The organism is Vibrio sp. 10N.261.45.E2, assembly GCF_002875705.1.
Taxonomy (GTDB): Bacteria; Pseudomonadota; Gammaproteobacteria; order Enterobacterales; family Vibrionaceae; genus Vibrio.
Window position 1 is genome coordinate 92,303 of the sequence record NZ_MCZZ01000113.1, and the last position, 24,190, is coordinate 116,492.

The following is a 24,190-nucleotide window of genomic DNA, read 5'->3' on the forward strand; positions in this document are numbered from 1 at the left end:
CGTATTACTGTTTGTTGTTATCACGACGGACAGCCATAGCCGAAAAAGTGGAAGTATTTCGAATTAGGCTACGAATAAGCCCTAGACTATGAAAAACCAGCCCAACATGTTCACCAAATGTGATTGGAAACTGGTGAGGAGAGCAATATGACAACAAAACCTGAAACAACAATGTTATCCGGCGCTGAGATGGTGGTGCAGTCTCTAATTGAAGAGGGTGTAGAACAAATCTTTGGTTACCCAGGTGGTTCTGTACTTGATATCTACGATGCGCTGCATGCTAAAACGTCTGAAATTAAGCACGTATTAGTACGACACGAGCAAGCCGCTACCCATATGGCAGATGGCTATACTCGCTCTACCGGTAAACCGGGTGTAGTACTTGTGTGTTCTGGTCCTGGTGCGACCAATACCGTTACTGGTATTGCTACAGCCTACATGGACTCAATCCCAATGATTGTTATCTCTGGTAACGTACCGAATAACCTGATTGGTAACGACGCCTTCCAAGAGTGTGACATCGTGGGAGTATCACGCCCGATCGTTAAACACAGCTTCTTAGTGAAGAAAGCGGAAGATATCCCTGAAGTCGTTAAAAAAGCATTCTATATTTCAACGACAGGACGTCCTGGTCCTGTGGTTATCGATCTGCCAAAAGATGTATTAAACCCGCAAATTAAGCTTCCTTATGAATACCCAGAAACGATCAAAATGCGTTCGTACAACCCAACGGTTACGGGTCATAAAGGTCAGATTAAAAAGGCACTAAAAGCCCTTCTTGAAGCCAAGAAGCCAGTACTTTATGTCGGCGGCGGTGCGGTTATTTCTGAGGCAGATAAACCGCTGTTAAAATTGGCAGAGGCACTGAATCTACCTGTGGTAAGCACCCTAATGGGGCTTGGCGCTTTCCCTGGCACTCATAAGAACTCTTTGGGTATGTTGGGAATGCATGGTTTGTATGAAGCCAATATGGCGATGCACAATGCGGATTTGATCTTTGGTATTGGTGTGCGTTTCGATGATCGAACCACCAATAACCTAGATAAGTACTGCCCTAACGCGAAGATCATGCATATTGATATCGACCCGTCTTCGATCTCTAAGAACGTAAAAGTGGATCTGCCGATTGTCGGTTCTGCTGAAAAAGTTCTAGAGAGCATGGTCAACCTGCTCGTTGAGCAAGGTGGCACCAATGATGCAGAAGCGATTGAAAGCTGGTGGAGTGACATCAAGCAGTGGCAAGAACGTGACTGCCTAGCTTATGAGAAATCGTCTGAACGCATCAAACCACAACAAGTAATTGAAACACTGCATAAAGTAACCAATGGCGATGCCTATGTTGCTTCTGATGTAGGCCAACACCAAATGTTTGCTGCTTTATATTACCCGTTTAACAAGCCACGCCGTTGGATAAACTCTGGTGGTCTAGGCACGATGGGCTTTGGCCTGCCTGCAGGTATGGGTGTTAAGTTTGCTAAGCCAGACGAAGAGGTGGTTGTAGTAACCGGTGACGGCAGTATTCAAATGAATATCCAAGAGCTGTCGACGGCGCTGCAATACAACATCCCAGTTAAGATCATTAACCTGAACAACCGTTTCCTTGGCATGGTAAAGCAGTGGCAAGACATTGTTTACCAAGGTCGTTACTCTAACTCATATATGGACTCTGTTCCTGATTTTGCTGCTATCGCTGAGGCTTATGGCCATGTCGGCATGCGTATTTCATCTCCGGATGAACTTGAATCAGGTTTGGAAAAAGCACTAGCGATGAAAGACCGTTTGGTATTTGTCGATATTAGTGTGGATGATACCGAGCACGTATACCCAATGCAGATCAAAGGCGAGGGTATGGATAACATGTGGCTAAGCAAAACGGAGAGAACATAATATGAGACACATTATTTCACTACTAATGGAAAACCAACCGGGTGCACTTTCTCGTGTGGTTGGCTTGTTTTCTCAGCGTGGTTACAACATCGAGTCTTTGAACGTATCGCCAACCGATGACCCGACGTTATCTCGCCTTAACGTAACCACTAACTCAAGCGAGATGCAGCTTGAGCAGATTCAGAAACAGCTACATAAGCTAATCGACGTACTTAAAGTGCAGGAAGTGTCTGAGCTTGAGCACATTGAACGTGAGCTGTTGATGGTAAAAGTGCGTGCAAGCGGCTTTGCCCGTGCAGAAGTGAAGCGCACAGCAGATATCTTTCGTGGACAGATTGTTGATGTAACGGCTTCGCAATATACGGTTCAAATGGCGGGTACCAGCGAAAAACTGGATGCCTTCATTCAAGCGCTGTCTGAAGTGACGGAAGTGCTTGAGGTGGCTCGAAGTGGTGTTGTTGGTATCGCACGAGGCGAACGAGCGTTGAAAGCCTAGACGATAAGTCTTTAAAAAATAACTTTAAAGCCGCTTTTTTAAGCGGCTTTTATTTTGTTAATTTTTTAGAGTGCTATAATCCCGCGCTGCACTTCCATTCATCAGAGTTAGCAATGCGAAATAAAAAATCAATAATTACATTGCTGATTATCTCTATCATATTGTCTTCTGCAGTATGTCTGTATTATTTGCAGCGTTACACAGAAGTAAAACAACAGAGTTTTGACTACTCGGCTAAACAAGCCGTCCATCAACTAGTGTATGCCAAGCGAGACTATGATCTTCTCAAGACTCAGTTAGTCTCGGTTATGGAACTGCTCAGTCATAGCCAGAGCTTGGTCAACTTTGCTTCTTCTCCCTCAGACCAAACGAAAGATTTACTTGAAGAGGTCTGGCAATCAGTTCTCGTGAATCAGAAGTGGTATACACAAATCCATCTGTTAGATATTACAGGCAAAGAGCTAGTACGCGTTAACTATTCCTCAGATACCGGTAGGGTGACGTTACCTCAACACTTGCAAGATAGGTCGGATTCTCGCTACTTCCAATATGCTCAAAAACTAGAAGCCGAACAGATTGGCGGTTGGGGTATTGAGCTTGAAACAGAGCATGGTGAAGTCACCTTTCCTTACACACCAGTCATCCGTGTATTTACTCCTGTAGAGACCTCTGAAAAAAGAGTAGGCTACCTTGTCATCAATCTTGATGTATGGGGTTTATCGTCGCGTCTTAGCTTTTCACCTGATAACGCTCTTAGAGCAGAAGTTCTCAATGAAGCGGGTTATTACATAGCAAGTAACAACAGCGGTAAACTGTTCGGCGACTCGATTCCTGAAAGAAAAGGCTACAACCTGAAAAACATCGCGCCAAAGACGTGGGAAGCGATCTCTAATCAGCAGGTGGGATACGTTTTTGAAGATGGCAATTTATTCGCCTTTAACACGGTTATGCTGGCGAACACTCAAAAGGTTCATTTGCTGATTCAACTTAATCAGCAGCAATTGATGGATCGAGCTGAACCTAGCTTAAGTGACCTCTCTCAAGAAGAAGTGTTTGTTTTACTTACTGTACTTATTTTTGCATTTCCATTTGCTTACCTAGTGACGCACTACCGACGCCGAAGCCTTGAGAGTAAATTGGCGCGCGCCGCATTGAATGGTATGTCGGCTGTGATGATCTCTGACAAGCAGCACCGCACAATCATGATCAACAATGAATTTGAGAACATGACTGGGTACTGTAAAAAACAAGTTATCGGTCAGAATGCATTGCAGCTGTTGCTTGAAAATACCGACCAAGTTCTATCAAGTTCGACTATCTGGAGTCATTTAGAGCAAGAAGAAGTATGGGAAGGGGAAGTTCAATGTAAGAACAAACTGCGCATCCCTTTCACTGCGATCATGCGGGTTCATGCAGTCAAAAACAATTCGGGCAAAGTCAGCTACTACATCACCTCGTTGGTTGATATTTCTGTTAGGAAGGAGCTTGAAGTGCGTTTGAGGATCTTAAGTGAACGTGACTCTTTGAGTAACCTTTGGAACCGACGAAAATTTGAAGAGCAGCTGGCCTACTATTCTCGCTTGGTAGAATGTTACCCGAATGAAGCGACCACTTGTTTAGCCTTAGTTGATATCGATAACTTCAAGCGAATTAATGACGAACTTGGTCACGACGAAGGTGACCGTGTGATTGCGAGTGTCGCTAAGCTTCTGCAAAGCAGCCTTCGTGGGACTGACTTTGTTGCACGTGTTGGGGGGGAAGAGTTTGCACTCTTGATGCCACACACCTCACTGTCGGAAGCAAAGCGCGTGTTGGATCGCTTACGAATTGAGATTGAGCTATCCGCTGGTACTAAGGTAACAGTGAGTGTGGGCTTTACTGATTTAACCAGCAACAGCACTCGTTCGTATAAATGTGCCGATGTTGCGCTTTACGAATCTAAATCGTCTGGCCGTAATACGGTTTCTATGTGTACTAGCTACGATGATGTCGCTTAGGTTCGCTTTGAGCCAACCCTCCCTTCTACTGGCACCACTTCTTCAAGCTGCTCCCCGATTCATTTTCTTTTCTACCTTTTAACTAGGTATCTCACTTTTGAGCGACCTCTGTCACAAAATCTATACAGTTAGACTAAAGTCTAATGTTGGTGAAAATTTGAGCTAAAATGAACAATGAGTAAACTACCTTGCTTCAGATTACATCGTGTTAAACGATGCAATAAATAGAGTGTTTACCAGATGTAAAAGGATGACACCGTTAACTTAATTCAACTGGTAAGCTAGCCTTATCAATAGCTTGAAAGGCAGCAGTAGAATTAGGTTAGCTGGAGCAAGAGTTTGGGGATCATACAGTCTGGTTAAAAGAGGCGTGGTATGTTTGTCGATTTTTTAGTGAGGTTAACCATAGGCACATTAGCCATTCTTGGCTTTCAGCTTAGTGCATTGTATTTTTTACCTATGGTTGTGCTGCTCAATACTCATCACAAAGAGTTTTTTGGGTGGTAGTTCAGTCGTGATACTGGAAACAAAAAAACGGAGCCGTTGGGCTCCGTTTTTATTTGGTTAGAATCTACCTTGGGCATTATGCCGCTTCGATAACTTCTTCAATTCTTTTCATTGAGCTTAGTAAATGCTGATCAAGCAATTCTGTCGCTTGCTCTACATTCTTAGAGAGTACTAGCTTCATGATCATTTCGTGCTCATCAATATTGAACAGATCATCCGATGCGCTTTCTGCAGACATCGCTAAGAAGCGGTAACGTTTCACTTGGTTGATTAGGTCATCAAAGAACTTAAACATGTTCTCTGAATCTGCACCTTCAAGTAGTGCTACATGGAACTGCTGGTGGCGTTCTTCCCATTCAACACAATCAAACTCTTCAGATACGTACTGCACTCGTGACAGTTTGTGGTAAGACGTTAGTACATCCAGTTCCCAGCTCTCGTCGCCCGCTGAAATCGCTTTTTTAAGCAGAACCGATGATACAACACGAAGGCTTTCGTATAGGTCATTCAGTTCTTTCTTTGATACAGGAGATACCCAGCAGCCCTTTTGTGGCTCAAGCTTTACGTATTTGCTCCAAGATAACTGTACCAAGGCTTCGCGAATAGGAGATGCGCCGACGTTGTATCGTGCTTTTAGATCAGCAACGACGAGCTTTTGGCCTGGGGTTAACTCACCATTAAGAATATCTTGGCGAATCATCTTTGATACTTTGTCAGTGAGCGTAGGGCTAGACATTACAAACCTCATCTATATATGATTTCTAGTCTGCTAATCCGTCTCTTAGAAAGAGCCAATTGGAAGTTAACAGTACGTGGTTCTATTGTGATTGATAATACAGCGTACTGAAAAGTTAGGCAAGATTTTGTTTCATAAAAAAAGAGGGCCGAAGCCCTCTTTTATATTTTATGCGAATCGGTTCATTCTTATAGAACGTGAACAGATGCCGTGTTTGTAGTACCAGAAGCTACTAGAGCACCAGAAACCATAACTACGATGTCGCCTTTGTTACCTAGGCCAGATTGTAGAGCGATTTCTTTACCGTTGATGTAGAACGCGTCTGTGTTCTCGATAGAGTCAACAAGAACAGGCTTAACACCTTTAGTAAGAACTAGCTGTGCAGCTGTCTTTTCGTTAGTTGTTAGAGCAAGGATGTTTGCAGTTGGGAAGTACTTACGTACTGAACGTGCAGACTTACCGCCTTCAGTTGCAACAACGATTAGAGGAGCAGCTAGCTTCTCAGCTGTGTCTACAGCGCCTTTACATACTGCTTCAGTGATGCGTAGACGTGGGCTGTCTAGACGAGAACCTAGCTCAGCTTTAAGAGCTGAATCAGTGCGGTTCGCGATTTGAGCCATGATAGTTACAGCTTCAACTGGGTACTTACCTTTAGCAGTTTCACCAGAAAGCATTACTGCATCCGTACCATCCATGATTGCGTTCGCAACGTCACCCGCTTCAGCACGAGTTGGACGTGGGTTGCTGATCATAGAGTCAAGCATTTGAGTTGCAGTGATAACCATCTTACGTGCACGGTTACACTTCTCGATCATCATTTTTTGAGCGAAGATTACTTCTTCAGCTGGGATTTCAACACCTAGGTCACCACGAGCAACCATGATGCCGTCAGAAGCTTCAAGGATTGAATCGAAGTTATCTACACCTTCTTGGTTTTCAATCTTAGAAATGATGTGAATGTTCTCGCCGCCGTTAGCGTTTAGAAGTTCACGGATTTCTTTAACGTCTTCTTCTTTACGGATGAAAGAAGCAGCAACGAAATCTACGCCTTGCTCACAACCAAACTTAAGGTCAGCTTTGTCTTTCTCAGAAAGAGCAGGAAGTTGAACAGAAACGCCAGGAAGGTTAACACCTTTGTTTTCGCCTAGAGCACCGTTGTTAAGAACTTTACACTTAACTTCAGTTTCTGTTGTTGCGATAACTTCCATTTCGATTAGGCCGTCATCAACAAGGATAGTGTTACCTGCTGTTAGGTCTTTAGCGAAACCTAGGTAAGTTACTGCTACTACGTCTTTGTTACCAACAACTGTTGCGTCAGTTGTGAAAGTGAACTCTTGACCAGCTACTAGATCTACGTCGTTACCATCTTCAAGTTTGATAGTACGGATTTCTGGACCTTTAGTATCTAGAAGGATAGCAAGTTGCTCACCTTTGTTTTCCATTACTTTACGGAAGTTCGCGATACGAGTGCCGTGCTCTGCGAAATCACCGTGAGAGAAGTTAAGACGCATAACGTTCATGCCAGCATCTACTAGTTCAGTTAGCTTCTCTACAGATTCAGTTTTAGGGCCAATCGTACATACGATTTTGGTCTTTTTCATGGAAGGTACTCTCCGGTAAGTATTGTTACAATTTGAAATTTATTTAAGTTCTGAAGATTGGTCCGCTACATCAACATTTTGTGCCTGTTGTGTAAAAGCGCGGGACTTCCAATATGTCCTTCAGAGTTGTAAGTCTTTCATCAATTTTAGTCATTTTATGACCAAAAGATTTTGATTCAATATCGGTTTTCTGTGACTTGGCCCACTATAAAGGGGGTAAGTTGCAAAAAAATAACAGTCAGTTTTGTAATTTTTTTTCTTTTCGGGTGCGGATTCTACCACCTAATGACTTCAATATCACTGCTTAACAATTGTCTTAGGACAAGGTTTTATCGCTATTTATTAATTTTTTGGATCAAAATAAATGGACTAAATAGTTTCGTTGTAACTATAATATGTTTCATATCGAAACTTAGTGGCCTTTTTTAAATGTCGAAACGAAACACTCAGCTCAGAAGACATGCAATTTCTAACCTAGTGAATGAAAAAGGGGAGGTTAGTGTTGATGAATTATCCGCTAAGTTCGAAACCTCAGAGGTCACTATTAGAAAGGATTTGGCGTCTTTAGAGAAAAACGGTCAGCTTTTACGCCGTTATGGTGGTGCGATTTCGTTGCCGAAAGAGGTTGTCAGCGAAGAGCTGGGTCAACAAGTTTCGACTCGAAAGGTTTCATTAGCAAAAGCCGCAGCAGATTTAATTCGCGACCATAACCGCATTGTGATCGACAGTGGCAGCACAACGGGCGCTCTAATTCAGCAGCTTAACGATAAGCGTGGCTTAGTTGTGATGACCAATTCATTGCATGTGGCTAATGCGCTTAATGAGCTAGAAAGCGAGCCGACCTTATTAATGACTGGTGGCACTTGGGATACCCATTCGGACTCTTTCCAAGGCAAAGTCGCTGAGTCGGTCCTTCGCGCTTACGATTTTGACCAACTATTTATCGGGGCTGATGGTATCGACCTTGATAGAGGCACAACGACATTTAATGAATTGGTTGGCCTAAGCAAAGTAATGGCTGAGGTGTCACGAGAAGTGATCGTGATGGTTGAGTCGGAAAAAGTGGGACGAAAGATCCCGAACTTAGAGCTGGCATGGGAACACATTGACATCTTAATTACTGATACAGACTTGGGCGAAGAATCTAAAGCAAGTATCGAATCACATGATGTTCGAGTGATCCTAACTGATCCGGCGTAAAAACAAATTTAAGTATTATGCATTTACCTTCCTATAATTGATCTTAACAAAGATATGGCCTTTGCTTGCTGCCAATAGGAATAAAACAAAATTGATGGAGTTAAACTATGTGTGGAATTGTTGGTGCAGTAGCACAGCGTGATGTAGCTGAAATTTTAGTAGAAGGCCTTCGTCGCCTAGAATACCGTGGCTACGACTCAGCAGGTGTCGCTGTCGTCGATACTGAATCTAACCTAACGCGTGTGCGTCGCCTAGGTAAAGTACAAGAGCTAGCAGATGCAGTAGAAGAACAACATGTGATCGGCGGTACAGGTATCGCTCACACACGTTGGGCGACACACGGTGAGCCATCTGAAGCGAATGCACACCCACACATGTCTGGTGATATTGCCGTTGTACACAATGGCATTATCGAAAACCACGAAGCATTGCGCGCTCTGCTACAAGAGCGTGGTTACGTGTTTACTTCACAAACGGATACAGAAGTTATCGCTCACCTAGTTGAGTGGGAACTTCGCACGTCAGCTTCATTGGTTGAAGCGCTGCAGAAAACAGCAAAACAGTTAGACGGTGCATACGGCACGGTTGCGGTTGATCGTAAAGATCCTAGCCGTATCGTTGTTGCTCGTTCTGGTAGCCCGATCGTTATCGGTTTTGGTGTCGGTGAGAACTTCCTAGCTTCTGACCAACTTGCACTATTAAGCGTAACTCGCCGCTTCATGTACCTAGAAGAAGGTGATGTTGCTGAGGTAACTCGTCGTGATGTTACTGTATTTGATGTAGCGGGCGAGCGTGTTGAGCGTGAAATCGTTGAATCAAACGCTGAACACGACGCGGGTGACAAAGGTAAATACCGTCACTTCATGCAAAAAGAGATTTTCGAACAGCCAACAGCGCTGATCAACACAATGGAAGGTCGTATCTCTGACACTTCGGTTATCACTAATGCGATTGGTGTTAAAGCTGAAGAGATCCTAAGCAAGGTTGAACACGTGCAGATCATCGCATGTGGTACGTCTTACAACTCTGGCATGGCAGCGCGTTACTGGTTTGAATCTCTAGCTGGTGTAAGCTGTGATGTAGAGATCGCCTCTGAGTTCCGTTACCGTGATTTCGTTGTTCGTCCGAACAGCCTATTGGTGACTCTGTCTCAGTCTGGTGAAACGGCTGATACGCTTGCTGCACTTCGTCTTGCAAAAGAGAAGGGTTACATGTCAGCAATGACCATCTGTAACGTTGCAGGTTCTTCACTCGTTCGCGAATCTGATTTTGCCTTCATGACTCGTGCAGGAACGGAGATCGGTGTTGCTTCTACTAAAGCTTTCACAACTCAACTAGCAGCAATGCTGATGATGGTAACGTCAATTGGTCGCCTACAAGGCCGTATCAATGAAGAGAAAGAAGCGGAAATCGTTCAAGCACTACATCAACTGCCTGCTGACATTGAGAAAGCACTAGCATTTGATAAAGAAATTGAAGCGCTAGCCCCTGATTTTGCAGACAAGCACCACACATTGTTCTTAGGTCGTGGCGAGTTCTACCCAATCGCGATGGAAGCGTCTCTTAAACTGAAAGAGATCTCTTACATTCACGCAGAAGCCTACGCGGCTGGTGAGCTTAAGCACGGTCCTTTGGCGCTTATTGATGCAGATATGCCTGTAGTCGTTATTGCACCAAGCAACGACCTGTTAGAGAAGCTGAAATCGAACGTTGAAGAAGTACGTGCTCGTGGCGGCCTACTTTACGTGTTCGCAGACCAAGACGCTGGCTTTGAAAGCGATGAGAACATGAAGATCATCAAGATGCCTCACGTAAGCGAAGTAACAGCACCTATCTACTACACAGTACCGATGCAGCTGCTGTCTTACCACGTCGCGCTAATCAAAGGTACTGACGTTGACCAACCTCGTAACCTAGCGAAAGCGGTAACGGTTGAGTAATCGTTAGCTCGTCTAACTCAAAATAGTGTCGGAAGACAATAAAGTTTGAAACTGAGACATTAAAGTTGAAAACTTTTAAGGCCCGGTTAAACTGATTAAAAGTTAACCGGGTTTTTGTTATGGCAAAATCAAAGTACGTTTTAACTGAAAAGCAAATCATCAAGCGGGTTAAAGAAGGTCGAGGTGCAGGAAGGCTCTCTAGTTATAAACCGTGGTTGTATGTTCATGAGGTTCCTTCGGAAGTGGCTTAAACTGCATATTTCGGACTGCACAAACAAAAGCCTTGTACAGTCCCTTTCATGCATTAACTATTTAAAGGGATGCGAACTTATACGTTCTAAAACCACCGATGAGGTTTTTCACTTTGTAACCATTGTTAGCCAGTTGATTGTATGCAACATTTCCTCTTAATCCCACCTGACAGTACAAAATGATTTCCTTGTCTTTTGGCAACTCTTCCATTCTGTTACGTAATTCGTCGACAGGTATGTTGATTGCTCCCTCAATGTAACCATTGTTTTGCAGTTCTATCGGGTTACGCACATCGAGTAATATCTGGTCCTCTGAAATAGCATCCATTTCATCAAAATGAATAGGAGTGATATCGCCTTTAAGAATATTTGATGCAACAAATGCCGCTTGGTTAATAACATCCTTAGCTGAGCCGTAAGGTGGAGCGTAGGTTAGCTCTAAATGCTGAAGCTGTTCAATTGTCATTCCTGCACGCTGTGCTACTGCTAGAACATCAATACGTTTATCAACGCCATCTTTACCCGCTGCCTGTGCTCCTAAGATCTTACCGTTGTCAGGAGAAAACAGCAGTTTTAGTGATACAGTTTCAGCTCCCGGGTAGTAGCTTGCATAGCTTGCGGTGTGAACGTAAACTTTCTCATAACTGATGTTCTCACGTTTAAGTTGTTTCTCATTTTTTCCTGTAGAAGCAATGGCTAAATCAAAAATCTTACAAATTGCTGTACCTTGTGTTCCTTGATAAGTGTCGAGCTCAGCACCGTTTTCAGCAAGCATATTATTAGCAGCCATACGACCTTGGCGGTTTGCTGGGCCAGCAAGAGGAACAAGCGTTGATTCTCCTGTCACAAAGTCTGCTTCTTCAATCGCATCGCCCACAGCATAAATAGATGGATCACTAGTTTGTAGAGTTGGTGTTGTCCAAATACCACCAAGTTCACCAATCTTGAGACCAGCTTCTCCTGCTAATTTGATTTCAGGTTTAACACCAATCGCCATGATCAGCAGGTCAGTTTCCAGAGTCGAATTATCGCTTAGCTCAAGTGCTAGATGGTCGTTATCAGATTTAGATACGCCCGCAAGAGCAACACCTAAACGCAAATCTATGCCTTTTTCTTTTATTTCAGCATGAGCAAAACCAGCCATCTCTTTATCAACAGGCCCCATTACCTGATCAGAAAGTTCAAGTAGAGTGGTGTGAATACCACGTTGGTGGAATGCTTCCATCATTTCTAAACCGATGAAACCACCTCCAACAACAGTTGCATGTTTCACTTCACGATTTTGAAGTACGTTAAGGATGCGATCCATGTCTGGAATATTACGCAATGAATGAACTAAAGGCTGAACATCATCGATATCAAGACCTTCAATGGGTGGAATAATTGGGCTTGCACCTGGGCTCAAGAGTAAAAAATCATAATTTTCAGAGTATTCAGAGTATTCAGAGTATTCAGAGTATTCAGAGCCATCCAGTAAATTCTTTACAAGAATCGTCTTTGATGCGCGGTCAATAGAAAGCACTTCATTCATTACTCTTACATCGACATTGAATCGAGAAAGAAAGCTTTCAGGAGTTTGGAGCAACAAGCTTTCACGTTGAGGAATGTCACCACCAATATGGTAAGGCAAGCCACAGTTTGCAAAAGATACAAATGGACCACGCTCAAACATAATAATTTCAGCATCTTCACTTAGTCTACGCGCTCTTGCAGCTGCTGAAGCACCACCGGCTACTCCACCGATAATTACAATTTTTGTCATGATATTAATCTCTTGATTAGTTGCAGTCCGTTTAATCTACGCTCATTAATTAGCAAAGTCTAATGTTTTATTTGCTTAATTAGGATTGACTAATTTAAATTAGATGGCAGAATAAGCACGATAAGTGACAGTATGGTGTTTTATGAATATAGAAGATATGCGTGCAAACGCTAATGATGCTGCAGAGTTTTTAAAATCAATGGCTCACCCAGAACGTCTGATGGTTTTGTGCCAGCTGACACAAGGTGAAGTCGGGTTTACAGAGCTGTGCGAAAGTTCAAGTTTAAGTCAATCTGCTTTTTCTCAGCAGTTAACTGTTTTAAAAAGACATGGGCTCGTAAAAGTCCGAAAAGAGTCTCAATTAGTCTACTACTCATTAGCAGACTCTCGCGTGGAGTTATTGATGAGTTCCTTACACAATGTATTTTGCCAACAACAAAAAGAGGAGATATAGATGGACTTTTCTATGCCGTGGCATGCCTTAATAGGTGGCTCACTACTCGGCCTTTCCGCAGGTATACTTATGTTATTTAACGGAAAAGTCGCAGGTATCAGTGGAATAATAGGTGGATTGTTTTCCCCAAAAAAAGGCGATTGGGCTTGGCGACTAATGTTTGTTATCGGAATGATCGTGAGCATTGCTTTCACCGCACCAATAGGTTTTCAACTTCCTGACCTGAGCAGCATGGATATAGTCGTTGTTGCTGTCGCTGGTTTGCTTGTTGGCATCGGCACACGATTAGGCAATGGTTGTACGAGTGGTCATGGCATTATTGGTATGGGACGTTTTTCTAAACGCTCTATTGTAGCTACGTGCACATTCATGGCAGTCGCTATCCTTGTCGTATTTATTCGCAAAAGCCTAGGGGCCTTATAATGAAGTTCACAACACTTTTCATTGCACTGATTGCTGGAGTGCTATTTGGTATTGGTATGAATGTCTCAGGCATGGTGGATCCTAACAATATATTTTCTTTTCTTGATATTACTGGAAGTTGGGATCCTAGCTTAGCGTTTGTTATGGGTGGGGCTCTTGCTGTATTTGTTCCTTTCCACTATTTTCTAATCAAACCTCGTGCGCAAAGCATCAATGGTTCAAATATCAGTACACCTGAGAATAATAAAATAGATAAAAGATTAGTCATGGGCGCTTCGATTTTTGGTCTAGGTTGGGGAATTGGTGGCATATGCCCGGGCCCAGCAGTAGCAAGCTTGGGTGGAGCTAGTATCACGATTATTGTTTTTACAATATGTATGGTGATAGGTATGAAAGCTACCACTTTGCTATCTAAGACTTGCTAAGTGACTGTTTCCGGAATGGTCCCTTCATAATGCTTTCAAAGTACAGCCATGCAGGACGCATTGATTTTGTCCAAAAGCTTGTTAAGCGAGGTTACCGTTAGGGTTGAGAACCAATCAAGTGAATTTTTGGATTAAAGTTCCAAACTTTATTGTCACAAATATTTTATTTTTGAGGTGCAGATTAAAATTAGTTCCAATCTTTATTGTTATTTTTAATCATTTGGTGCCACATAATATCAAGCTCTACATTAGAGAAAAGTTTCAAACTTTAATGTCCTACGACAAATAGATAAGAGAAAGCCCATCGACGAGATGGGCTTTTTTATGTCTGTTAGTTTTCTATCAGTGTTAGAGCTAGCTGTCGAGCCATTAAGCGCTCAGTGCTTGCTCTAGGTCAGCTAAGATATCGTCAATGTGTTCAATACCTACAGATAGGCGAATCATCTCTGGTGATACTCCAGCTTGTTTTTGTTCAGCTTCGCTGAGTTGACGGTGTGTCGTTGAAGCTGGGTGACAAGCGAGAGATTTCGCATCGCCAATGTTCACCAAGCGCTTGAAGATCTGTAGCGCGTCATAGAAACGAACACCGGCTTCATAACCATCTTTTAAACCAAAAGATAAAATAGCCGATGGCTTACCTTGCATGTACTTTTCAGCAAGTGGATAGAATTCCGAATCTGGTAAACCTGCGTAACTTACCCAGCTGACTTTCTCGTGTTGCTTGAGGTATTCCGCCACTTTCAATGCGTTCTCTGTATGTCGCTCCATGCGCAATGACAGCGTCTCCAAGCCTTGCATCAACATGAAAGCATTCATTGGTGACAACGCTGCCCCCGTATTACGCAGGGGAACCGTTCTAGCACGCCCAATAAACGCAGCCTCACCAAAAGCCTCGGTATAAACCACGCCATGGTAAGAAGGCTCTGGTTGATTAAACACAGGGAAGCGATCCTTGTGTTCTGCCCATGGGAATTTTCCAGAATCGACAATCACGCCACCCAATGTAGTACCGTGACCACCAACGTACTTGGTTAGTGAATGCACCACGATGTCCGCACCAAAATCGATAGGCTTACACAGCACAGGCGTTGCCACCGTGTTATCGACAATCACAGGCACGCCTTGCGCGTGAGCAAGTTCTGCGACACGTTCTAGGTCGATGATATTACCCGCTGGGTTACCAATACTTTCGCAATAAACAGCCTTGGTTTTTTCATCAATCAATGCCGCTAAGCTTTCTGGTTTGTCGTCTTTAGCAAAGCGAACCTCAATACCTTGGTTTGGCAGCATATGAGCAAATAGGGTGTAAGTACCACCGTAAAGCTGAGGCGTTGAAACAATGTTGTCACCGATTTGCGCCAAGGTTTGAATTGCGTAGTTGATCGCAGCACTGCCCGCACTTACCACCAAGCCTGCAATACCACCTTCTAAGGCCGCCATGCGCTTTTCTAGCACATCGTTAGTTGGGTTCATAATGCGGGTGTAGATATTACCGGGCACTGCTAGGTTGAACAGATCCGCACCATGCTGAGCATCGTCAAATTCATAGGCGACAGTTTGATAAATAGGTGTGGCAACCGATTTGGTTGTTGGATCGGTTTCGTAGCCGAAGTGAATCGAGAGTGTTTCGTCTTTCATGTGTCTTCCCTGAACTATTGAATGATTTGTGTACTCTCATATTGCCGATTTTTTTATAAAAGAAAAGTCTGTTTAGTCACAGAGGGGCAATTGGAATTGTGTGCGGGACGATTCGTTATAGTTAAGAAGTGTAGGCGTGATTTGTACTGAACTAGAAAAGCAAAAAGCCAGAGCGTGAACTGTTCTGGCTTTTCTAATTTGGTGGCCCCTCCCGAACTTGAACTTGTCTTGTAAGTGATTGATGTGTAATTTGTTGTGTTTCTGGTTTATGTTGGGTTGGTACTCTTGTTGGTACATTTTGAAAAAGTCATCTACAAAAAGTGAAATTATGGATCATGACGTAAACCTGTTGTTTTTGGTTAGCATCTACGTTTTTTAGGATACCAATCATGGTAGCTATTGTCGGTGGACTAAGATCGAAACTCAGACAATAAAGTTCGCAACTTTAGCATTAAAGGTTGAAACTTTTTAGGGGTAAGCACTACTCCTGCTGAAATAAATTTTTGGACAATTCCGTTTTAGCAAGATTGCTAATTTAGCAAAGCATGAATTATTAAAAGTATGGAAAAAGTCGCTTACGTGAGTGTCCAGTATCACTGGAACAGATCAGATCACACGCTCACAAGTCTTTGGACAACTATGAGTTAGGAATTAATATTAAGGCTGCTTTTTTTATAAAAAATATCCGAGTGTGAAAATACACTCGGATATCACTAAAGAAGGTTACTAATTAAAGTTAAACTCTTATTGTTAGATTACGTTTCCTTAGAAAATGTATTGAACACCACCACCAGCAGATACTTCAGAGTAATCTCCAGTTGTTGCGTTAACTGTTGCAGAAGCACTCGAGTCTTCATTGAACGAATTTCTAGTACCGATAGTTACACTCCTGTATCACCAGCATACCCGACACCGACACCGACAGCAGTATCACCTTCCTGACTCAACATTGAACGAGCATGGCAAGAAACTGGTCATGAACGCACGTAGGCATTTTGAATGCTGATCAGAGGGTGCCTTAAGAAAAAGCAAAAAAGTTCAATAAGGATAGTAGGTTAGATGGAAATCATAGTCGGCTATAAATGCAACATTATCTGGTGTAGTAGTTCGATCTATGATCAAACAGGGACAGAGATTTCCTCAGCAAAATAACGGCATGAGATCAGTTTCATTCGCTTTCAGCGCAATTGCTCCTCGGGAAAAATACCCTTCATTTTATGCTCAATAAAATTGGAAATGTTATAGAGAGCATAGCGATTATGTAATAAGATACTAACGTACGCGCAACACTTTCAAGATTCAGGCTGAGAAGGGAATTTCTAAAGCTAGCTAGAGCCATCAAGGAAGAGAATATGGAAAAACTAAAATTATCACCTTTAGCTTCGGCTTTGGGGTTAGCGTTAACCTTTAATCAGGCGCAAGCAGCTACCCTCGATATGGATGATTCGTCCGCTGTGACAGAGGATAAACTGTACCAGATAACCAAAGCTACAGGCATTGCGATTGAGTTATCGGCACAAGGAAAGTCCACTGATTATGATGGAGTTCGTTACTTTTACAGAAACAACGGCTTTAATCGTTTCTATATTAACATCCCTGATGTCGATTCAAGTGAACTGCAAGCATTTCAAGCTATAAAGAATTTTTATGTTGAAGGAAATAATGCAAATACCGATGTATTTCTATTAACGGCACTAGCCGAGTCACAAGATCCTCGCAATCCTAACCCGACCAAAGATCGTTATGAATATATCTTTGATACCTTGAATTTGGATAATATTCATTTGCAAGTTAAGGATCAGAATAGTTCGTCGGAATTCTTTGGGCAACCTGACCTAATAATTTACGATGCTATCAACTTAAACTCCTCTAGGCTTACTTTTGGAAAAGAGCGCCAACTGTTTTGGCGGGATGATCATGCTATCAACGTTACGGGAACTGGTAATGTCATTAATGTTGGGTCAGGCGTGTGGGATAGTCCGCAAACATTTTCAACATCATTAAATATTGCTGACAATTCAGATCTGAGACTCGAAGACAATAGCGTTATCTACAATGAGTTCAACGGTAACCTCATGATGGGGCCGGGTTCGACTTTAAATATAGACAGAAGTCAAATTGTACTGGTTTCAGCACCTTCAAACCCTAAGTTTATTGCTTCAACTATTAACAACGCTACCATCAATTTATCCGGCACATTCGTGACAACGGGCAGTAGTTTATACCTAACGGATCCGACTATTACCGACTCCACAATTAACTTAGCAAACAATACTGTTTTTCGTTCCTTTCGCCGTGATGTCGTAACGGGCTCTAAAGACCCAGGGATTGTTACTTTTGAAGGGAACACTACGCTCAATCTTGGAGATAGAGCTTTATTTACGGGACAAGCAGAAGACGCAGCCTCTACTGACAGCAGTGGTACCTTTTATTTTAATAACGGTACGACAACCGTAAATGGCAAGGAGAACTCTGAATTTAAAGCATCAGATTGGGTTATCGATAACGCCACAGTGCGCTTTTTAGGTGAAACCCAAGCCGAGGAGTTCGTCAATGGTGGCTTAACGATAGAAGATAGTACCTATATAGGTCGAGGGTTCCCATTTAATGAGCTTTCAGATTTAAGCCTTACTAACTCAACAGTTTCTGGCCCGGTTAATTTTGGTAATGATAAGTCAACGATATGGGTCGGTAATAATTTTAGACTTGATCCCGGTCTACGTGCCGTCCCTGGTAGCTCGGAGCAATATGAAGGTAGGATGGCCTTTAATTTCGGCATCGTGAGTTGGACTGGAGACAATACATTCGTTTCTAATATCGACCCTAAAGGAACCGTAGTTGATGCCAGTTCAGGAATCACGACTTACTCAAATGAGCTCATTGTTGATCGTGCAAATATCATTGGTTTTGATACTTTAGATATCGAATTAAACGCAGCAAAAAATGCCTTACCTGCAAGTGATTATGCCACAGGTGGTGAAGCCAGTGATGGTGTCTATGATTTGGTTTATTTGGGTGACGGTGCAAAAACTGATTCCGATACCCCAAGTATTACGTTAGGCGGTAATATGCCCGCGTTGCTGGCTGCCAAGCAAGTGAAAACACCGAGTGCTGATAATCAAGTCAGTGTGCAGCTATCTGAACTGCCAGCGCAATCTTTATCTAATCACCCTGGAGTCACCAGTCCCAACCAGAAAGGTGCGGCTAATCTGCTAGCGGCCAGTCATGCTCAAGGTAATACTGATACGCAAACAGCACTTAGTACCCTAACGAACGATGAGGTCGCACCACATTTAGATTCGATTCATGCCGAACCTTACTCTTCAAACATGACGGTTGCACTTGAACATACCGACATGGTGATGAACTCTGTATTTTCTCAGCTGGGAAGGAAAGCATTCACACCTAACGGTAATAAAGACATCAAAGATGCCACACCAACTACCCGCAAACGTATGTGGCTCGATATAGGTAATATACAAGGGGATATTGAAGGCGAGGATAATTTAGGGAATTTTGACTATAGCTTATCGCACCTCACTTTAGGCGGAGATATTGCAGAATTTGATAATTCGATGTTAGGTATGTATTTTTCTGCTGGCACCTATGACATGGATGAACATGATAGTGCGAAAGTGAAATTTTCGAATACGGCTTATCACTTGGGTTTGTATTTGAATCAACCCGATATTGGTCAATGGCAACTGCGATCATTACTTGGTTATGCTTATGGCGACCACTCTTCAACACGCCAGGTGCAATTATCAGGTTCTAATTCTAATGCTAGCGCGGACTATAGCAGCCACAGTATTTATGCTGGAATAATGGCTTCCACAAATGTGTATAGCAACGATTGGGTGGCATTATCGCCTAGTCTTGGACTGAATTATGTCTACTTTAAACAAGAAGGCTTTTCAGAAAAGGGCGGTGACCCAAGCTTAAGTCTGCAGCTCGATGACAGTGATGCACAAGCAATGATTACATCTCTTGGGCTTAATGCGATTTTTGCTAGCATTTCCGACAATTATGCTATCTATCCAGAAGCGTATATCCGTTATGAACATGATTGGTATGCCAATAAAAACAACGAGCATGATGTTAGTGCAGGACTTGTTTCAAACCCCGATTACAAACAGGATTTTTACGGTCAGAGTCGTGGAGAAAACGCGATAACGGTAGGCTTGGGGCTGACAAGTGATGTGACAAGCGTTGTTCAAATCAACGGTGGGCTTACTGCGACTGAATCTACACATGGCAGCGAATGGGGCGCGTCTATCAATGGCAGTTACCGATGGTAATAGTTAAATTCGAAGGATCTGTGCAGTAGCTTTGTAATGTTGGTCATAAATGTATAGATGCAGGCAGTGACCATAGACAAGATATTGAGCGCTTAAAAAAGGAATGTGCTAGCAACGTGTCAGCGAAGAAAAGTCACACGCCTTTAGATAAGCATCCGTTCTTTTAAACCGAGAAAGCCCCTATTCAGGGGCTTTTATTTATAGTTCAAAACTTAATACTACATCCAGCGAAGCATTGGCATTGTTTTAAGTTTGTCTGCGATATTACCGCGAAGCAACACTTCACCATCTACCTCTACACCCATGATTGGAGCGCCAGAGTCTAGGTTAACATCTTGCAGATCTACCCAAAACCGCGCGGGTTGCAAGCTAGATTCAAAGTAATAGCGTTTAGCGCTGTGGTCAGCCAAACTACGCCAAAGCGTTGCTGAGATGTTAGGGTGATCAGGATCCGCCATACCCAGAGGAACACCAATAGAGCGCATGATTGACATTGCAGCGGCTGTTGCCATCTCGCCATCTTCAAATTTAGGCGTGCTTTCTAGAAAATAATTCACTCGTACGAAGCGATCTGCTGCATTGATTGTCCCCGGTAACATGCGATTACCACCGACAGTCTTCCAGTAACGGTCAATTGCCAGTTGCTCATCAAATGTTGGCGAATTTGTTAGAACTGTATATGCCTTACTGTGGTGAACAACAAGCTCACCGTCCAAATACTCCAGAATAGCGGAATCACCATTTACATCAGAAAGCGAAAGATGCACCGATGCTGGTCGACCGTTTTGAAGAAGAGGAGCAACAATAACAAAAGGAGGGTTTTGCATTGCGGCAACCGCCTCATCTACAGTCGCAAAATTATCTAAAAAGTATTGAACCCAAGCGCCGATAGACAGAGTCGGTTTGTCACTTAACGTATAATCTCCGTAGTCTGCTTCAGCTAAATACAAAGCATTCACTGCCAAGCCATGCTCATTTAGCCCATCAGATGAAGCGCCACCATACATAGAGATAAAGACAGAACCATATTTTGAAGTCCAAGTTAACCCATTGTCTAGGTTGCTGCCTTTTTGTTGCATGCCACGAGGCAGCACCATAACGTTGAACTTCGCAGTAGGATCATTCCAATCCATTCCTCGACCCGTAATGAATTTGTCAGAATTTGTTTGATAAACGATACGTGTACACATGGGTTGCTCCAGTTTCAATATAAATAAGAAAGAATGAAAGTGGACAGCCTTGTTGGGTGCCCCGTTTCGTTGGAGATAAATTTAACCCTGAATGTGAATTTGTTTTAATTCGATATGACGGATGTGATTCGTCATACGCAGAAATGGAGCGGGCAAATGTGTTTGAGTCAGCCCAAAAATGAGAAGGAAGGATATCTAAGGTTCATTGAGCTGCTCAAGATGCACGTTTTAAAAATGAACGAACACCGTTCGTTTGTTTTGTTCGTTCGCTTACCTATTGCTGAATTCACAAGAAAATAGGGAACAATATGGATAAAATTAATCAGCAGCGTGTTTATGACGGTTGTGAAGCGTTGCTTCTGCAAGGTCAAAAAATAACCGTTCGAGCGCTTGTTAATATCATTCCAAGCATCAAAAGTACAAGTACCGTGCACAAATACTTGCAACAGTGGAATGAAGACAAACAGGGGCGTATTACGCAACAGTGTGAAATGGTTGAGCTGTCAGAAGAAGTTATGAATATGCTGAAGAATGAAATTCAGCAGCAGGTGAAAAGCTGTGATGAACGTTGGAAGGAGTGTGTTGAAGCATCTAAAGCGCAACGAGAAGAGGCGATTGAAGATTTAGTGGAAATGGAAGAAAGGTTTCGTGATGCGCAGTCTCAAATGACCGTCCTAGATAAAGCATTGATACAGGAGCAAGCGCGTTCAGCAATGGAAGTGCATTGTTTACAAAAAACGTTGGATGAGAAAGAGCAACGTATTGCTGAGCTCAAAGAAGCTCGTCAACATCAGCGGTCTGCACTGGAGGATGTTCGTATTGAAAAGGCACGACGGGAGGCCATGTTTGAGAGTCAGCAAGTCCAAATGGAGACTCTGAAAAATGACAACGAGCAGCTTCATGCCTGTATTGCACGGTTAGACAGTAACGGACAGGAATAGCGCACTTGTCTTGCATGAACGCACTCACCCTAGTCGGTGAGTGCGTTTTTCATTTCCTATCTGCGAGCATTGATTTCGGTTCATTCCTGCATAATACGATCATGAACAAATCTGAGTATCGCCAGCCCCAATCACCAGAAAAAAGAGCAGATAGCTAGAGTGAGATGTTGAATCGAAGAAAAAACATCACAGCGTAATGGGAGATTCGCAATATGCCCTATACCTTTCAAGATAGCGCGAAAGTGCTTATCAAACGCCACAAGGCATCAACGTCAAACGACTCATTAGGCGACTCAAATTAAGAGTGGGACTCAAACACACTCACCCACAAAATGTGGCGATTCCTCATTTGCCTGCTCAGTACACTCGAAAGAGTGTACGCAAAGAGCAGGCGATGTGAATCACTAACGCACACACTCGCATTACTTCGTCTAATTTAGAAAGAAATTAGACGAAGAGCAGACTCAGGCTATAAACACAGTGAGAGCTTGTTTCTTCATAGTCTTACCGTCGAAGTTTTCGGAAGTGACGCTTTGCGCACAACCCGAAAACCCGCCATACAATGATTTCGTGATTTCCGGAATGCGAACGACTTGGTACGGATAGAAGCAACGTTGGTTTGGCGTTCTATCTCCAATGTAACCCAAGTGAATTTCAGGTACTGCGATATCAGGAAAAGTTCAACCCATAGTGATGACTAGATAGAGGCTGCAAGATGCCGCACGCTGATGCCAACAGTGCTACCTAGAGACAGAGGATGCAACACGCCCAGCAGACTCCGCGATGGAGAAGCACATCGCCCAAAGAGGCGTATTCATTTATCGATACAGAAGTAAAATTCTTCTGCGCATAACACACTATGAACACACATTCAGGAGCTTAAGATGGCAAAACTCTACGATGGTCATCTTCCAAACGGAGCGCGAGATTTTAGGAAACCCAACTTTGGATTAAAGGCGAGGCAGATAGATAAAGCCTTGGTGAATGCATCCCTTGAGCAACTCGGTGGGATGAAAAATAACACACATGAAGCTCGATCGTCGGCGTGTCGAGATCTGGCTCAATTCTTGAAAACTGAAACGCAGGTAAAGCGTCTCAATCAAATAGAGAGACATCATATTGAGCAATATGGCGAGTACTTGAGAGAACGGTTTGAAACGGAGGAAGGGTTTAGCGCAAGTTCTGCTCGCGACTATCTATCGCACGTTAACGTCTGCTTGGCACAGGCAAGAGGAGATAAAAGCTTGATAGTTAGAGCTACCCGGGATCTAGATTTTCCGCCCAAAAACGACATAGCGACGAAAGATAATTCCATCACTGCACAGCAACATACTTTCATCACGACGAAGGCAAGTGAGGCGGTCGCAGTGGTGGGCGGTATTGGGCGCGAATTTGGTGCTCGGTTTCGAGAAGGGTCATTACTGGATTGCGCTAAAGCCTTGGAGGAATATCTTCAAACGGGGCACATTACTCTCTCGCGAGGTACGAAAGGTGGCCAAGCGCGGGTCATTCCAGTAGAAAGGCAAGCACAGGTTGATGTGCTCGAAAGGGGGCAACGACTACAACGTAAGACGGGACATGATAATGCGGTGCCCAAACATGAAAGTTTTAAAGCGTTTCAAAGCCGAGCTTGGCGAGAGCACAAAACTATCGATCCGGCGTACCGATCTCATGGTGAACGTAAGTTTTTTGCTTGTCACTATTACGCTCAACAAATGGGAGTCAATCCACCGGTGGTTGCGGGGATAAACATGGTCGGGATCATCATGACTATATTGCGAAAACGTTGTCCATTCCGCTGAAAGAAGCAAAGGATTTAGACAAAGAAGTACGACTGAGACTGTCTAAATTACTCGGTCATCATCCCTGATTGCTGACTGATTGAATGCTGTTTAAAGATATAAGACCAATTACCATTCAGCGGTAATTGGTCTCATTGTTTCCTTTCTTCATCTGTCCTAGCCATTGGTGACTGATACTCATGGCACTATCGAGTGTTATTTCTCGCTGATTACTAATCCATTTATATATTAATAACTTGAACCTAAGGGAACGGATGTTGGTTATATTTTTGTTGGTTTAGCTGGGAAGTTTTTCTGGGGTTCTACTCTGGTGTTGAGTGGTATGTATATGCTCTGAATCATGCAGTACAGATGAGAGAACTTACTGATGGTCGATATCAGCCTGAGATAGGTTTACGGGTTCTGTGGTGATTAGGTGGAGTGTTTCAGTGGTGCTAATGGAATGGTGCTTACAGGAAGTAATCGAAGACCGGATATGGAAAGGACTAGAAAAGATAAAGGCCCATGAATTTCTTCATGAGCCTTATCGGAATTTGGTGGCCCCTCCCAGATTTGAACTGGGGACCGAACGATTATGAGTCGTGCGCTCTAACCACTGAGCTAAGGGGCCGTAGGGCATAGATTATAGGGGAAGCATTCAGT

Annotated in this window: 16 protein-coding genes and 1 tRNA gene; 11 read left to right on the top strand and 6 right to left on the bottom strand. The window is 43.2% G+C overall.

Annotated elements, in window-relative coordinates; translation table 11 throughout:
• Positions 1 to 147: 147 nt before the first annotated feature.
• The 3 genes from BCT34_RS09925 to BCT34_RS09935 all read left to right on the top strand — a co-directional run bounded on the left by BCT34_RS09925 (position 148) and on the right by BCT34_RS09935 (position 4,380).
• Complete coding sequence (locus BCT34_RS09925; RefSeq protein WP_076654496.1) at positions 148 to 1,887, top strand: acetolactate synthase 3 large subunit; 1,740 nt, start codon at positions 148 to 150, stop codon at positions 1,885 to 1,887.
• Between the two features lies 1 nt (position 1,888).
• Positions 1,889 to 2,383, top strand: coding sequence for an acetolactate synthase small subunit (gene ilvN, locus BCT34_RS09930; RefSeq protein WP_008219984.1), 495 nt, complete (start codon positions 1,889 to 1,891; stop codon positions 2,381 to 2,383).
• 113 nt (positions 2,384 to 2,496) lie between these two features.
• Complete coding sequence (locus BCT34_RS09935; RefSeq protein WP_076654495.1) at positions 2,497 to 4,380, top strand: diguanylate cyclase; 1,884 nt, start codon at positions 2,497 to 2,499, stop codon at positions 4,378 to 4,380.
• Between the two features lie 583 nt (positions 4,381 to 4,963).
• Here the strand turns inward: BCT34_RS09935 and BCT34_RS09945 are convergent.
• Both BCT34_RS09945 and pykF read right to left on the bottom strand, forming a co-directional pair.
• Positions 4,964 to 5,635 carry a GntR family transcriptional regulator gene (locus BCT34_RS09945; protein ID WP_076654494.1) on the bottom strand — a complete coding sequence of 224 codons (672 nt, stop codon included), beginning with the start codon at positions 5,633 to 5,635 and terminating at the stop codon, positions 4,964 to 4,966.
• A gap of 176 nt (positions 5,636 to 5,811) precedes the next feature.
• Positions 5,812 to 7,224: a pyruvate kinase PykF gene (gene pykF / locus BCT34_RS09950; protein WP_017061403.1), complete on the bottom strand. Its 1,413-nt coding sequence runs from the start codon at positions 7,222 to 7,224 to the stop codon at positions 5,812 to 5,814.
• Positions 7,225 to 7,653: 429 nt separating this feature from the next.
• On the opposite strand from pykF, the gene BCT34_RS09955 reads away from it, so the two are divergent.
• Positions 7,654 to 8,424 (top strand): DeoR family transcriptional regulator, encoded by a 771-nt coding sequence (locus BCT34_RS09955; RefSeq protein ID WP_076654493.1) that lies wholly within the window; start codon positions 7,654 to 7,656, stop codon positions 8,422 to 8,424.
• 107 nt (positions 8,425 to 8,531) lie between these two features.
• Entirely contained in the window at positions 8,532 to 10,364 is a 1,833-nt protein-coding gene (gene glmS / locus BCT34_RS09960; RefSeq protein ID WP_076654492.1) for a glutamine--fructose-6-phosphate transaminase (isomerizing), read from the top strand.
• Positions 10,365 to 10,676: 312 nt separating this feature from the next.
• On the opposite strand, the gene BCT34_RS09970 is transcribed toward glmS, so the two are convergent.
• On the bottom strand, positions 10,677 to 12,377 hold the full coding sequence (locus BCT34_RS09970; RefSeq protein ID WP_076654491.1) for an FAD-dependent oxidoreductase: 1,701 nt from the start codon (positions 12,375 to 12,377) through the stop codon (positions 10,677 to 10,679).
• Positions 12,378 to 12,519: 142 nt separating this feature from the next.
• On the opposite strand from BCT34_RS09970, the gene BCT34_RS09975 reads away from it, so the two are divergent.
• Genes BCT34_RS09975 through BCT34_RS09985 form a run of 3 tightly spaced genes read left to right on the top strand, consistent with a single transcriptional unit; the run spans position 12,520 to position 13,679 of the window.
• Positions 12,520 to 12,831: a metalloregulator ArsR/SmtB family transcription factor gene (locus BCT34_RS09975; RefSeq protein ID WP_076654490.1), complete on the top strand. Its 312-nt coding sequence runs from the start codon at positions 12,520 to 12,522 to the stop codon at positions 12,829 to 12,831.
• Positions 12,832 to 13,254 carry a YeeE/YedE thiosulfate transporter family protein gene (locus BCT34_RS09980; protein ID WP_076654489.1) on the top strand — a complete coding sequence of 141 codons (423 nt, stop codon included), beginning with the start codon at positions 12,832 to 12,834 and terminating at the stop codon, positions 13,252 to 13,254. It begins immediately after the preceding gene.
• Complete coding sequence (locus BCT34_RS09985) at positions 13,254 to 13,679, top strand: YeeE/YedE family protein (protein WP_076654488.1); 426 nt, start codon at positions 13,254 to 13,256, stop codon at positions 13,677 to 13,679. The genes BCT34_RS09980 and BCT34_RS09985 overlap by 1 nt, the downstream gene beginning before the upstream one ends.
• Before the next feature lie 369 nt (positions 13,680 to 14,048).
• Here the strand turns inward: BCT34_RS09985 and BCT34_RS09990 are convergent, their stop codons facing one another.
• Entirely contained in the window at positions 14,049 to 15,317 is a 1,269-nt protein-coding gene (locus BCT34_RS09990; RefSeq protein ID WP_076654487.1) for an O-acetylhomoserine aminocarboxypropyltransferase/cysteine synthase, read from the bottom strand.
• 1,352 nt (positions 15,318 to 16,669) lie between these two features.
• Here BCT34_RS09990 and BCT34_RS10000 point away from each other — a divergent pair.
• Positions 16,670 to 19,615: an autotransporter outer membrane beta-barrel domain-containing protein gene (locus tag BCT34_RS10000; protein ID WP_076654486.1), complete on the top strand. Its 2,946-nt coding sequence runs from the start codon at positions 16,670 to 16,672 to the stop codon at positions 19,613 to 19,615.
• Positions 19,616 to 19,833: 218 nt separating this feature from the next.
• On the opposite strand, the gene BCT34_RS10005 is transcribed toward BCT34_RS10000, so the two are convergent.
• Entirely contained in the window at positions 19,834 to 20,805 is a 972-nt protein-coding gene (locus BCT34_RS10005) for a linear amide C-N hydrolase (protein WP_076654485.1), read from the bottom strand.
• 308 nt (positions 20,806 to 21,113) lie between these two features.
• Between BCT34_RS10005 and BCT34_RS10010 the strand changes: the two genes are divergently transcribed.
• Together BCT34_RS10010 and BCT34_RS10015 are read left to right on the top strand one after the other, a co-directional pair.
• Positions 21,114 to 21,746 carry a DNA-binding protein gene (locus tag BCT34_RS10010; RefSeq protein ID WP_076654484.1) on the top strand — a complete coding sequence of 211 codons (633 nt, stop codon included), beginning with the start codon at positions 21,114 to 21,116 and terminating at the stop codon, positions 21,744 to 21,746.
• 884 nt (positions 21,747 to 22,630) lie between these two features.
• Entirely contained in the window at positions 22,631 to 23,548 is a 918-nt protein-coding gene (locus BCT34_RS10015; RefSeq protein WP_241902806.1) for a phage integrase SAM-like domain-containing protein, read from the top strand.
• Between the two features lie 534 nt (positions 23,549 to 24,082).
• Here BCT34_RS10015 and BCT34_RS10020 read toward each other — a convergent pair.
• Positions 24,083 to 24,158 (bottom strand) — tRNA-Ile (locus BCT34_RS10020).
• Positions 24,159 to 24,190: the final 32 nt, after the last annotated feature.